Origin of the sequence: Novosphingobium sp. CCH12-A3 (assembly GCF_001556015.1) — a bacterium.
Classification (GTDB): domain Bacteria; phylum Pseudomonadota; class Alphaproteobacteria; order Sphingomonadales; family Sphingomonadaceae; genus Novosphingobium; species Novosphingobium subterraneum.
In genome coordinates this window covers 1-10,625 of the sequence record NZ_LSIA01000308.1, presented here as the reverse complement: position 1 = coordinate 10,625, position 10,625 = coordinate 1, and the positions used below count along the sequence as shown (strand labels likewise).

Annotated in this window: 11 protein-coding genes and 2 pseudogenes; 4 read left to right on the top strand and 9 right to left on the bottom strand. The window is 62.2% G+C overall.

All coding sequences use genetic code 11. The features are described 5' to 3' along the window. Positions 1-81: 81 nt before the first annotated feature. Together AX703_RS25280 and AX703_RS27675 are read right to left on the bottom strand one after the other, a co-directional pair. The gene (locus AX703_RS25280; protein ID WP_062348206.1) at positions 82-2,493 is read right to left on the bottom strand and encodes a TonB-dependent receptor; all 2,412 of its coding nucleotides are present in this window, start codon (positions 2,491-2,493) and stop codon (positions 82-84) included. Positions 2,494-2,911: 418 nt separating this feature from the next. Beyond that, on the bottom strand, positions 2,912-3,094 hold the full coding sequence (locus tag AX703_RS27675; protein ID WP_143058613.1) for a hypothetical protein: 183 nt from the start codon (positions 3,092-3,094) through the stop codon (positions 2,912-2,914). Positions 3,095-3,265: 171 nt separating this feature from the next. Between AX703_RS27675 and AX703_RS25275 the strand changes: the two genes are divergently transcribed. After that, positions 3,266-3,535, top strand: a complete 270-nt coding sequence (locus tag AX703_RS25275; protein ID WP_004212913.1) for a hypothetical protein — start codon at positions 3,266-3,268, stop codon at positions 3,533-3,535. Here AX703_RS25275 and AX703_RS25270 read toward each other — a convergent pair. The 3 genes and pseudogenes from AX703_RS25270 to istB all read right to left on the bottom strand — a co-directional run. After that, the gene (locus tag AX703_RS25270; protein ID WP_062348204.1) at positions 3,528-5,228 is read right to left on the bottom strand and encodes an alkaline phosphatase; all 1,701 of its coding nucleotides are present in this window, start codon (positions 5,226-5,228) and stop codon (positions 3,528-3,530) included. The two genes, AX703_RS25275 and AX703_RS25270, sit on opposite strands and share 8 nt — an antisense overlap. Further along, entirely contained in the window at positions 5,228-6,382 is a 1,155-nt protein-coding gene (locus tag AX703_RS25265; protein WP_004212916.1) for a TonB-dependent receptor, read from the bottom strand. Before AX703_RS25265 ends, AX703_RS25270 begins: the two co-directional genes overlap by 1 nt. Before the next feature lie 72 nt (positions 6,383-6,454). After that, positions 6,455-6,793 (bottom strand): annotated as a pseudogene (gene istB / locus AX703_RS25260) (IS21-like element ISSsp5 family helper ATPase IstB); the annotation flags it as partial. On the opposite strand from istB, the gene AX703_RS25255 reads away from it, so the two are divergent. Then, positions 6,714-7,427 carry a TonB-dependent siderophore receptor gene (locus AX703_RS25255; protein ID WP_004212917.1) on the top strand — a complete coding sequence of 238 codons (714 nt, stop codon included), beginning with the start codon at positions 6,714-6,716 and terminating at the stop codon, positions 7,425-7,427. The pseudogene istB and the gene AX703_RS25255 overlap by 80 nt on opposite strands. A gap of 72 nt (positions 7,428-7,499) precedes the next feature. Here the strand turns inward: AX703_RS25255 and AX703_RS25250 are convergent, their stop codons facing one another. Next, the gene (locus tag AX703_RS25250) at positions 7,500-7,898 is read right to left on the bottom strand and encodes a hypothetical protein (protein ID WP_004212919.1); all 399 of its coding nucleotides are present in this window, start codon (positions 7,896-7,898) and stop codon (positions 7,500-7,502) included. Positions 7,899-7,974: 76 nt separating this feature from the next. After that, positions 7,975-8,238 carry a hypothetical protein gene (locus AX703_RS25245; RefSeq protein WP_062348202.1) on the bottom strand — a complete coding sequence of 88 codons (264 nt, stop codon included), beginning with the start codon at positions 8,236-8,238 and terminating at the stop codon, positions 7,975-7,977. Between the two features lie 188 nt (positions 8,239-8,426). Between AX703_RS25245 and AX703_RS25240 the strand changes: the two genes are divergently transcribed. Both AX703_RS25240 and AX703_RS29025 read left to right on the top strand, forming a co-directional pair. Next, on the top strand, positions 8,427-9,101 hold the full coding sequence (locus tag AX703_RS25240; protein ID WP_080604539.1) for a YgjV family protein: 675 nt from the start codon (positions 8,427-8,429) through the stop codon (positions 9,099-9,101). Next, positions 9,098-9,652: a GNAT family N-acetyltransferase gene (locus AX703_RS29025; protein ID WP_062348199.1), complete on the top strand. Its 555-nt coding sequence runs from the start codon at positions 9,098-9,100 to the stop codon at positions 9,650-9,652. Before AX703_RS25240 ends, AX703_RS29025 begins: the two co-directional genes overlap by 4 nt. Positions 9,653-9,924: 272 nt before the next feature. On the opposite strand, the gene AX703_RS25230 is transcribed toward AX703_RS29025, so the two are convergent. Further along, positions 9,925-10,533, bottom strand: a complete 609-nt coding sequence (locus AX703_RS25230; RefSeq protein ID WP_062348208.1) for a histidine phosphatase family protein — start codon at positions 10,531-10,533, stop codon at positions 9,925-9,927. 9 nt (positions 10,534-10,542) lie between these two features. Continuing rightward, positions 10,543-10,625: pseudogene (locus AX703_RS25225) on the bottom strand (type II toxin-antitoxin system YafQ family toxin); the annotation flags it as partial.

The following is a 10,625-nucleotide window of genomic DNA, read 5'->3' as shown; positions in this document are numbered from 1 at the left end:
ACCTTGTCGGTAAACTACTGATGCAGGACAGGCCGGCACCCGCCTGAAGCAGCGAACGGCGGGATACCGACCTGTCCTGCATCAGTAGTTTACCGACAAGGTGGCGAACCACTGGCGCGGCGGGATTGGGTAGACATTGTAATTGTTGGTGTTCGCACTCGCCTGCACCGTCGATGCGCCCGTCGTGTCGAACAGGTTGGTGACGTTCAGGCTGATCTCCGCCTTTTGCAGGCCGACTATGCTGGCGGGCAGGCGATAGGCGATCCGGGCGCTGGCCTGGAACACCGACTTGACCGATGCATCGTTGGTGAAGGTGGTGAAACGGCGGCCGACATAGTCGCCGATCATCTGGGCATCGAAATCGCCGAGCGTCAGCGTCGCAACCGTCTTGTTCATCCACTTCGGGCTGACAGGGATCAGCTTGCCGCCGGTGGGCACGACGCCGCCCACGGTCGCGATGCCGCCGATCCGCGTGCCAGTCGCCGCGCCAGTGATAGTGCTATAGTCGCTGTCGTAGATGGAGCGGTTGTAGGACACGGCGTTGTAGAGCGAGAAGACCTGCCCGAAGCGCAGCGTCAGCGCCGCGTCGATACCGCTGATGCCACCGCCGCCGATGCCGCCGATCGCGCCGGGAGGCGTGATGCCAAGCAGGCGGTCGCTGAAATCGACATGATAATAGTTCACCTGCGCTTCGATCCCGGTCAGGAACGAACTGTCGATGGTCCGGCGACTGCGTAGGCCGATTTCATAGACCCAGGAGGTTTCGGGGCGGCCATTGAACTTCAGATTGTCGAATGCCGCCTGGCTGCCGCTGCTCCACGGCGTGACGCCGCCGCCACCATAAGGCTGGAAGTGGCGCAGGTTCTTCTGCACGTTGACATAGACCTGCTCGCTGTCGGTGAAGTCCCACTTCGCGCCGATCGCGGGCAGGAACCAGCGCTTGGTGTTGATCTCGCCTTCGGGCAGGGCGCTTGCCGAACCAGGCAGCGATCCGATGATCGGCTGGACCGGGAAGGTGCCGCTGGCAAATTGCAGGCTGGACTTGAAGCCGCCCTGGACCAGCAGGCTGGGCGTGACCTGCCAGCTGTCCTGCACATGAAGTTGCAGAACATTGGTGCGCATCTCGCTGGCATATTGGGTGAACAGCGGATCATGCGGCGGCAGCGAATAGGGGTTGTAGTCCTGCGGCCGGGTCACATCGAGCGCATACCAGTTCCGATAGGCGGCCGAGCTGTTATATTCGTACCACGCACCAAGCTGAATCTGATGGTTGCCCAGCGTCGCGTCGATCGAGGACAGGATGCCGCCGCGATCGATGCGATATTCGGTGGTACGGATCGCATAGCCCGAATTGCCGGTGGCCGTCTTCAGATTCTGGCCGGGGAAATAGAGCGAGAACAGGTTGGGCAGGCCCGCGACCGTGATCGGTCCGGCGACGATGCCCGCGCCGTCATTATTATGATAATATACCTGGTTCGACCAGTCGACTTGGTCGGACAGATGGGCCTGATATTTGATGTAGCCCAGATAATCGGTCCGGATCGCGGCGCTGTAATAGTTGCGATAATTCTGCGCTTCGGCGGCCGGTACATTGCCGCTGGCGTTCAGATAAGCGACCGCGCCGTCGAAATCGGGGTAGAAGAAGGGGCGGGTATAGGGCTGATAGGCCTGCGCCGCATTGGTAGGGTTCTTGAAGACGGTGGTCGCGTCCTCATTGGGTTCCTGCTTGTCGGAATAGCTGAAATAGGCGGTCAGCTTGCCATTGCTGTCGTCATGGACGAATTTGGCGTTGGCGGCCCATCCCTTCTGCTTGCCGCGGAAATCCCAAGCGCGCGCACGATGGCGCAGAACCGAGACATAGCCGCTATTGCCGTTGCCGAACTCGCCGCTGTCCAGACGGACGAAAGTGCGCGCCGTGCCGTAGCTGCCGAAAGTGTGGTTCAGCTGTGCGCCCATCTGCGCGCGCGGATCGCTGGAGAAATTCTCGATACCGCCGCCCAGGTTGCTGGTCGATGCGATGCCCAGTTCCGCGGTACCGGTGGCGACGACGACGCTGCCGACATTTTCGGAGATGATAGCGCGCTGGGGTGAAAGGCCGTTGAAATTGCCGTAGCTCTGATCGCCCAGCGGTACGCCGTCCAGGGTGTGGCCCAACTGCTGAGCGCTGAAGCCATGGATGAAGAGCGAGGCGTTCTGCTCGTTGTTGCCCCACGGATCAGCGGTCACATACATGACGCCGGGAAGGGTTTGGATCGCCTTGAAAGGCGCAACGCCCGGCAGGATCTTCTGGATTTCGGTTGTGGTAATGGCGGTCGCAGAGCGCGTGGCCTTAACACCGGTCACGACGATGGACGTTGCCTCGCCATCGACCTGCGCCGCTTGGTCTGCTGCGGGCGTGGGCGTCTGCGAAAAAGCGGGCGCGCTTACTACCAGAGCGAGCAGGCCGGCACTGCCAAGCAGGCAGGCGCGCGAACGCGTGTGCAAAATATTCATGACCCAATATCCCCAAAGCAGCGCGCAATTTCGCACTTGCAGCATCGCGTTAAATGAAAAAAGTTGCGATTTCCGGTCCGTTTCGGGTCGATTTGATGACATTTGGGCGGCGGACATGTTGCATTGTGTCCTGACGCTTATGATGGCGGTCAAGGTGCGGTGTAGGTCCGAATTTCGCGAGAGAGATCAGGCGTGGCTGTGTATTGGTCCGTCTGCGCTCAGTAAGTAGCCCAAGCTTTTCGGTAAGGGGAACGTTCGCAGGCGAGCATCGGGCATTGTGCAGCAAATGACGATATTGGGTCTGGCTCAGAGACTATTTTCGCCCGAGCCGATAGTTGTTGTGCCCGGTTGCTATGCCGTGAGTCAGTTTTACGGATAGAATCTCTCGTACAAAAAAGTCCGCGTCGTAATTTGTAACTCAATCATCATCAGATCCTGCAAGGCGGTCGTTCCATGTCAGCGACAAGCCGTTCATGAAAGGAGCAAGAAAAGCGCCTTTGAGCGCCAGCGACCTCGCGGTCTTTTCCTCGTCGATGTGGATGTACCAAGGCAATCGAGACTCCTTGGTCCCGATACTGCTGCGCCGGGAACTGGTGCTCATCCTGTTGCTCTATGCGGGCGCTCGGCGCCGCCGACGCGGCAGAAGGGGCGGTGACGCTCTTCTTCATAGAGGAGGCACTGGGGATTCACGGGTGGACCGGGGCGCTGCTGCTGGCCCATCTGCTCATCCGCAGTTTCGCATGGGGTGCGGACTATATAGCTGCTGCGGGCGATGGTGTCGGATCTGGTGCGATCGGGCGGCAATGGCTTTGCTGCCACGCACTATGCGCCGTTCAATGTCGCGAACAAGCTCGCCGCCGCGCTGGGCGTTTTCGGGGCGCTCACGGCGCTCGCCTTTATCGGCTTCCTGCCGGGTGCCGCGCATGGGCTAGGCGAAACCACCTTGCGGGCGATCTACGCGCTGCCCTCATGCCTGGCTGGCCTCATCGGCCTGCTGGCACTGCGCCGGATCGCTCCGACGCAGTGCCGTTCGGTCAGCTGATCTCCCAGCCGCTCAACCCATCTTCGGCGATCCGTGCGCTGGCATGGCGCGCGATGTCGAGCTTTCCGATCGCCTGGCGCGGCGTTAGGACGCGGACGAAGTCGGCCTCCACCCGGTCGCGTGTCAGCGATACCGTTACGAAACCAACGGCATTGGTGTCGCACCAGCGTATATCGCGATTGTCGTGGACAAAGGCGTCGCCGACCGGCCCCGACGGCAGGAGCAGTTCCCCGATCGAAGGACCGGTCAGCGTGGAGGCGGAAAGCTCGAGACCAATCCGGCGGTCCCCGCGATGGGGTTCGTTGATCCAGGCCATGTGACTGTCGCCCGACAGCACGAGCAGGTTCGCGCCGCTTTTCTCGAACTGGTCGTACAGCTTGTCCCGCTCGCCGGCATAGCCGTCCCAGGAATCGACATTGAGAAGCGGCAGGCCATAGCGCGTCAGGGCGTACATCGGCGCCAGCGCTACCTTGCCATCGGGAAACTTCGTCAGATCGGGATAGACGTAGCTGGACAGGATGGTCGCGCTGCCGAACAGGAACCACGGGCGGCGAGCATCCTTATGGGCCTTCAGTTCGTCCGCCAGCCATGCGCATTGTTCCGCGCCGATCATTTCGCGCGCGGGATCGGCAAGTTTCTCGCGGAAGGCTGCGACATCGGGTTCGCGCGTGACGCCTTGCGGCAGGGCCTTGAGGTCGAGTGTCTTGAGTTCCGCCGGGTCGGATATCACCCGCTCCCCACTGCCGCGCCGGTCGACAACATGCCAGTCGAGATCCTTGGCCAGCGACAATTGCTGCTGGCGGGCCTTGAGCCGGGTTTCGGGCAGGGCCAGCGTCGCGAGATCGCCGAACGCGAAGCTGCGGGTGATGCCATAGGGATCGGAAGTGACAGGATCGCGGATCGGCATCCATTCCAGATAGGCCTGAACCGCCGCAGCCTTGCGCTCCTCCCAGTCGCCGTTGGCCGCCGGATCGTGATGCTGGGCACCATGCATCCAGTCGTCGTTCGCGATTTCATGGTCGTCCCACATGCAAATCCACGACGCGCGGGCATGGGCGTCGCGCAGGGCCGGATCACGACGCCACTGTGCATAGCGTGCGCGATAGTCGGCGAGCGTGACCGTGTCGTGCGTTGGCTCGATCGCCCGAACATCCATGAGTGCGGGCATCGAGTTGGCGCCATATTCGTAAATATAGTCGCCCACGAAGAGGATGAGGTCCACCGCTTCCCGATCGGCAATGGCCCGGTAGGCGTGAAATTCGCCGAACATATACATGGCGCAGCAGGCGAGCACGATATCGAGACGATCGATGCGTCCCGTTGGCAGGGTTTTTGCCCGCCCGATCGCCGATACCGTGTCCATGGCACGGAAGCGGTAGAAATATTCGCGGCCCGCCTTCAGGCCGGAGGCGATCACCTTGACCGTATGGTCCCGCGCCGCCGATGTGCTGAACGATCCGCGCGCAGCGATGCGCGTGAACAGTTCATCCTCGGCCATTTCCCATGTGCCGCTGACCGGCCCATGGGCAGGATCGGTCACGCGGGTCCACAGCAGGACGCTGTCGGCATGCGGATCGCCGCTCGCCACGCCATGCGCGAAGACCATGTTCGTTTTTGCCCCGGCGGGACCGGCGGCGAGCAAAAGCCCGCCCGCCGCCGATCCCGCAAGAACGCCGCGCCGCGTCAGCGCCATCAGAAACGCGCCCCGAGCGAAACGCCCCAGGTGCGCGGCGTGCCGCTGAATGCCTGCGTCGCCGATCCGCCGGTCGTGTAATCGACATCGGCGATGTTGCGCACGAAGCCGGCCACGGTCCAGCGCTGGTCGATCTTGAGATCGATGCGCGCATTGACGAGCGCGAAGTCCCCGACCGGCGCCGTATTGTCGAGATCGCCATAATAGGCATCGACGTAGCGGGCATCGACCTGAGGCGTCAGCGTCATGCGATCGTTCAGCGCGAACTCGTAGCGGATCGAGCCGTTCAGCGTCATGTTCGGCGCGAACGGCAAGTCGTTGCCCAGGCGCGCCTTTTCGGCAGCGGTGATCGCCTCGATCGCGGTGACCTTCGTGTCGAGCAGCGCGACGCCGAAATTGATGGTCATCGGGCGCACCGGGCGGATCGTGAAGCTGGCCTCGCCGCCATAGCTGCGCGCCTTGCCCACATTGGTGCGTACGCTGGTGGTGGCGCCATCATAGGTGCGGAAGGAACCGGCCTGAATGTTCGAGAAATCATAATAGAAGCCCGCAACTTCGAACTGCACAGGGCCGCGCGCAGGCATGAACTTCACCCCGCCTTCATAGGCCCATACGCTTTCCGACTTGAATGCATCGGCTTCGGGGGTCGACCAGATCGTGCTGCCGTCGAAACCGCCGGCACGGAAGCCGCGTCCGACCGAGCCATAGACCCGTGCATCCTCGCTCAGTTCATACGTGACCGTGGCGCGACCCGAAGGGCTCGTCTCACTGAGCTTGTTGTCGAATTCGGCGGGCAGGGCGAACACCAGCGATCCGATCGACACGCCATAGGGGTTGAGATCATGCGTGTAGCCGCTGAAGCGGTTCTTTTCGTTGCTGATGCGCACGCCCAGATCGGCACGAAGGCGCGGCGCGACCTTGAAATCGACGTCTGCGAAGGCCGCGAGGCTTTCGCGCCGCTGCAGATAGTTCGCTTCGAACACGGTACGGAAGGTGTCGGCGCCGTCCAGCGTGCTGAACAGGCTGATCTTGTCCTTGAACCAGGCACCGCCGACCGTCCAGTTGATGTTGCCCTTGTCGCGATTCTGCAGCCGTGCCTCGATTGTCAACGGCGGAGCAAAAGTCGGCCATTCGGCGGCGTAAAACCAGGCCATCGTGTTACATGCCGGGGGGAGTGGCGTGAGGGCGTAGCCCGAGGGCCACTCCCCCCGGCATTGGTGTAATTTTCAGGGTCTGGTTTTGGCCTTGCGGGCCCGGCTGTGCGCGAGGCGATAGCTTTCGCCGTTCATCTCGAGGATGCTGACGTGATGGGTCAGGCGATCGAGGAGCGCGCCTGTGAGACGCTCAGATCCGAAGGTTTCGGTCCATTCGTCGAAGGGCAGGTTGCTGGTGATGAAGGTGGAGCCGCGTTCGTAACGCTGGGAGATCAGCTCGAACAACAGTTCGGCGCCGGTCTTGGAGAGCGGCACAAAGCCCAGTTCGTCGATGATGAGCAGCTTGTATCCGGCCATCTGCTTCTGGAAGCGCAGAAGACGGCGCTCGTCGCGGGCCTCCATCATTTCGCTGCAGTCGGGGGATCAATTCTCATCGCTCGATGTCACCAGCGCCGCGCTGGAGCCGGAGAGGTTCGACAATTACGAGCTTGGCCTCAAATGGGATATCCGCCCGACGCTGAACCTGACCGCCGCCATCTACCAGCTTGACCGCACCAACACCCGCGCGGCCGACCCCAATGACCCCGCACGGACGGTGCTCACGGGCGCGCAGCGCAGCAAAGGGCTCGAACTCGGCCTTAGCGGCGCGATCACACCCCAGTGGCAGATCAGCGCGGGCTATGCGCTGCAGGACGCGACAATTCGCAAAACGACGAGTGCCGCCCCGGCCGGGCGCGAGGTTCCGCTGGTTCCAAAACAACAGGCTTCGCTCTGGACGCGTTACGACCTCACCCCACGCTTGGGGGCCGGCGCCGGTGTCTACCACCAGTCGAAAAGCTTCACGTCCATCAGCAACACCGCCATCCTGCCCGCCTTCACCCGCGTCGATGCCGCCGCATTCTTCAAGCTCACCCCCCAGATCGAGGCGCAAATCAACGTCGAGAATCTGCTTAACAGCGATTATTTCTCGTCCGCCTACAACGACAACAACATCATGCCCGGCGCGCCGACGACGGTGCGCGCAACGGTTAGAATGAGATTATAACGGTGTTGGCCAACTTGGTCGGGTGCGGATCAAGCCGCCCTCGCAAAAGTCGGTGAGACGCCGCTGGCCGGTTTAGAAACCAGTCTTCGCCGATGGATCACAGGACTGGCGCATGAACTCCAGGGCATCACCGACGCGGCGCACCGCGTCGTTGTCCCCGACGAATATATCGAGACCCTCGTAGGGCTGCGCGCCCCCTTTGATCTCCACCGACGCCTGGGGCGCGTTGGCCGAGTAAAGCGGTCGGATCGCAACCACCTGATCTAGTTTCACGCTGAGGGCGCTTTTGTCGGCGAGCGTGAGCGTAACGAGGCAACCACCTTTCACTCCTACGCTCGTGATCCTGCTGTTCCGCACGAAACCCGGCCAAGGCTTTGCGACGGCTGTGCCGCGGGTCAGCATGTCCTGGACGAACTTCGACGCACCCGCGGCGGTTCGTGGTTTGGCGGGCACCACCTGCTGAGCCGCCACGGGCGCTGCGCTTCCGAGCGAAAGTGCGTAGATCAATAGGTCAGGACGATGGGGCATCAGTGAACTTTAGCCGACCTTAGTCCTGCGTGGCGATAGGCGGAGGCGGCGCGGGCGCCTGATGCCGGGCGGGAAACAACGGCACGCCACCCCTATGATGGCCGTAGCCGTAATCACCTACGTCGAGCTGGAGAAGGCAATTCGCATAGCTCTCCGTTCCAGGCTGGAAGCCGTAGCTCGCACACGCCGCCCGATGGCGAGCGGCCATTTCTCGCGGACTGACGCAGCCAGAAAGCACGAGCGACGTCGAGATGGCGAGAAGCTTGAAAGCGTCACGCACCATTGTCCTGGTCCAAACAAGGGCGGAACCCAAGGGGAAGAGCGCCGCGCTGGACGCAGAATGAACCAGTCCTCGTCAAAAGCCAAATGCCATTGTGGCCGGGACTCGCGATGGGAAAGCGGTCGACGACAACGCCACATTAACCTTCTTCCTTCACGGTGGAAGCCGGACCAACCCCGACGCGAGCGTGCATGTCGCTTTTCCTCGATCAAACGTTTGCGAGCACCGGGTTAGCTGCGATCCTATTCGGGGCTGTTGGTCTCGGCTGCGTGGTGAGCTGGCCGCTCCTACCCTCGCGCCGGGGAGCGCTCATGGTGCAGGGCGCGGGCGCGGGCGCATTCGCGCTTCACTTCGCGCTGATCGGCGCGCCTACCGCTTCGGCCGCATGCCTTCTTTCCCTGATGCAGCTCACCGTCGCGCTGGTGGTTCGTGACCGGGTTGCCAAGCTCGCGCTCGACGGCGCGACGTTGCTCGCGCTGCTGTTGCTCACCGTGGCGACCTGGCATGGAATCCTGTCCGGCCTTGCCGCTTGCGGCGGTGCATCTTCTTTCATTGCGCGGACCCAGCGATCAACGACGCGGATGAAGATCGTCTTTCTCGTGGCCGCGCCCTTCTGGCTGGCCCACAATCTTCTCATTGGCGCACCGTTCGCCTTGGCCGTTGATCTTGTATCGGTCGCGGGGAATCTGCTCGGGCTTTTTGCCTTTTGGAAGCGGGAACAGCGTCAAGCGGACGGGCCGCGCAGCCTCAGCTATCCGGCGCGGCTTTCCCCACGTCACGCTTTCCGCTCTGGTCACCTTTCCCTCGGCAAACTCGCGATCTCAAAGCGCGCGCGCGCGTTACAGGGAGTCCAGATCCTCACATGACACAGGTAATATACGCGCGCCCACTCCCGCCGGCGCGTTCGATAGCTCAAGTAGGCGGAAAGCAGAGCTGGAGCGAGCTACGGCCGGCGAACCTTGACGACGCTAAAGCTTTGGTACGCTTGAAGATCGCCCTCGCTCGCGAAGCGGAACATATGATCTTCGATGTCCGGGATCGAGGGGAACTCCTGCGCCGCACAACTGCCGAACTAAACGCCGCCGTAGCCGGCGAGCGAGGCATCTTCGTCCTGCAACGCATAGGCGACCTCGTCGGCTACATAGATGTACGGAGCGTGTGCATCGAAGGCGCTGCAGAATTTGCCTCTTTTAATCTGGCTATCCGGACACGGTGGCAGGGACGTGGGCTTGGAGCAAGCCTGGTGAAGTCCGCCGAGGAATGGGTACGTCGCCGTGGCTTGCTCTTCCTGATCTTCCACGTCGCATCAAGCTCCAGCGCCTGTCACCCTCTTGAGGCTTGTCGCCCCGCTGATTGGTCGCCGTTTGCACTACTTCTGATTGCGTCTCCATTCAGCGAGGCTGACACGTGTCCGTAATGTCGGCAACGGGGCGGAACCTGCCGAAACGATCGCTGTCGAGCCGCTACCGTGAATCCGTGTCCCGATAATGTACAGGGGCCCTGCTGCTTTGTCTGCAATGGCGGGCGCGCTTCCTGCGCAATTGTAGCAGTACCGGTCACGCTCATAGCGAGCATACCTACAAAATGTAGGATGCGGGAGAATTGCGGACGGGTAGACATAAGGCTAAGCCTCCGAATATCTATTATCGCATTGCATTCAGTCATATAGGGCGATCAAGCGAACGGCTATCACGTTGTGCAGGCCCAGCGATTTCCTTGCAAATGAAACCCTACCCGCTGCGCATTGGCGATCGCTGGCGGCTCGCCCTTGCGCCAGAACGCCCGCATCTTGGCCCGTTCGTCCAGATGGGCGTCAGCGACGATCGCGCGCGCGGCCTGAATGAACTGCCCATGCCCGAACACATAGACCAGCGAGGCGGGCGGCATGGCGGCGAGCCGCGCCAGCGCGGCCTCGCAGCGCCGTAGCAGGGTGGCGAAGCTCTCTGCCCCTTCCCCGTCGCAATAATCAGGATCGGCCGCGTTCCAATAGCGTTCGAGGTGCGGCATCCGCTCCGCGCTGCGCGTGCCGTTCCAGCGCGCCGGTTGCAGATAGGTGAACTCTTCGATCGGCCACACTTCCACCGGCACGCCGGGAAAGCGCGCGATCGTCGGCGCGGCCGTCTGCCGGGTGCGGGTATAGGGCGACGTGACGATGAGCGCGGGCGCTTGCGTCCAGCTCGCCGCGACCTGGCGCGCTTGTTCGTGGCCGTGCTCCATCAGCTCGATCGTCGCGAGATCGCGACACGGCACGCCGGCGTTGCCTGTAGATTCGCCGTGGCGGATGAAGATCGCCCGCATATGCGTCATCTATCCGAATACCTCGCTATGCGAGCCAAGGCGCGCGAGGCGCAGCGTTTCGTTGTCGGGCTTGGCGTAGATCAGCACCAGAT

Coding starts and splice junctions, on each gene's coding strand:
- AX703_RS25280 (WP_062348206.1), bottom strand. CDS start 2,493: ATGAATATTTTGCACACGCGTTCGCGCGCCTGCCTGCTTGGCAGTGCC.
- AX703_RS27675 (WP_143058613.1), bottom strand. CDS start 3,094: ATGAGCACCAGTTCCCGGCGCAGCAGTATCGGGACCAAGGAGTCTCGA.
- AX703_RS25275 (WP_004212913.1), top strand. CDS start 3,266: ATGGTGTCGGATCTGGTGCGATCGGGCGGCAATGGCTTTGCTGCCACG.
- AX703_RS25270 (WP_062348204.1), bottom strand. CDS start 5,228: ATGGCGCTGACGCGGCGCGGCGTTCTTGCGGGATCGGCGGCGGGCGGG.
- AX703_RS25265 (WP_004212916.1), bottom strand. CDS start 6,382: ATGGCCTGGTTTTACGCCGCCGAATGGCCGACTTTTGCTCCGCCGTTG.
- AX703_RS25255 (WP_004212917.1), top strand. CDS start 6,714: ATGATGAGCAGCTTGTATCCGGCCATCTGCTTCTGGAAGCGCAGAAGA.
- AX703_RS25245 (WP_062348202.1), bottom strand. CDS start 8,238: ATGGTGCGTGACGCTTTCAAGCTTCTCGCCATCTCGACGTCGCTCGTG.
- AX703_RS25240 (WP_080604539.1), top strand. CDS start 8,427: ATGTCGCTTTTCCTCGATCAAACGTTTGCGAGCACCGGGTTAGCTGCG.
- AX703_RS29025 (WP_062348199.1), top strand. CDS start 9,098: ATGACACAGGTAATATACGCGCGCCCACTCCCGCCGGCGCGTTCGATA.
- AX703_RS25230 (WP_062348208.1), bottom strand. CDS start 10,533: ATGCGGGCGATCTTCATCCGCCACGGCGAATCTACAGGCAACGCCGGC.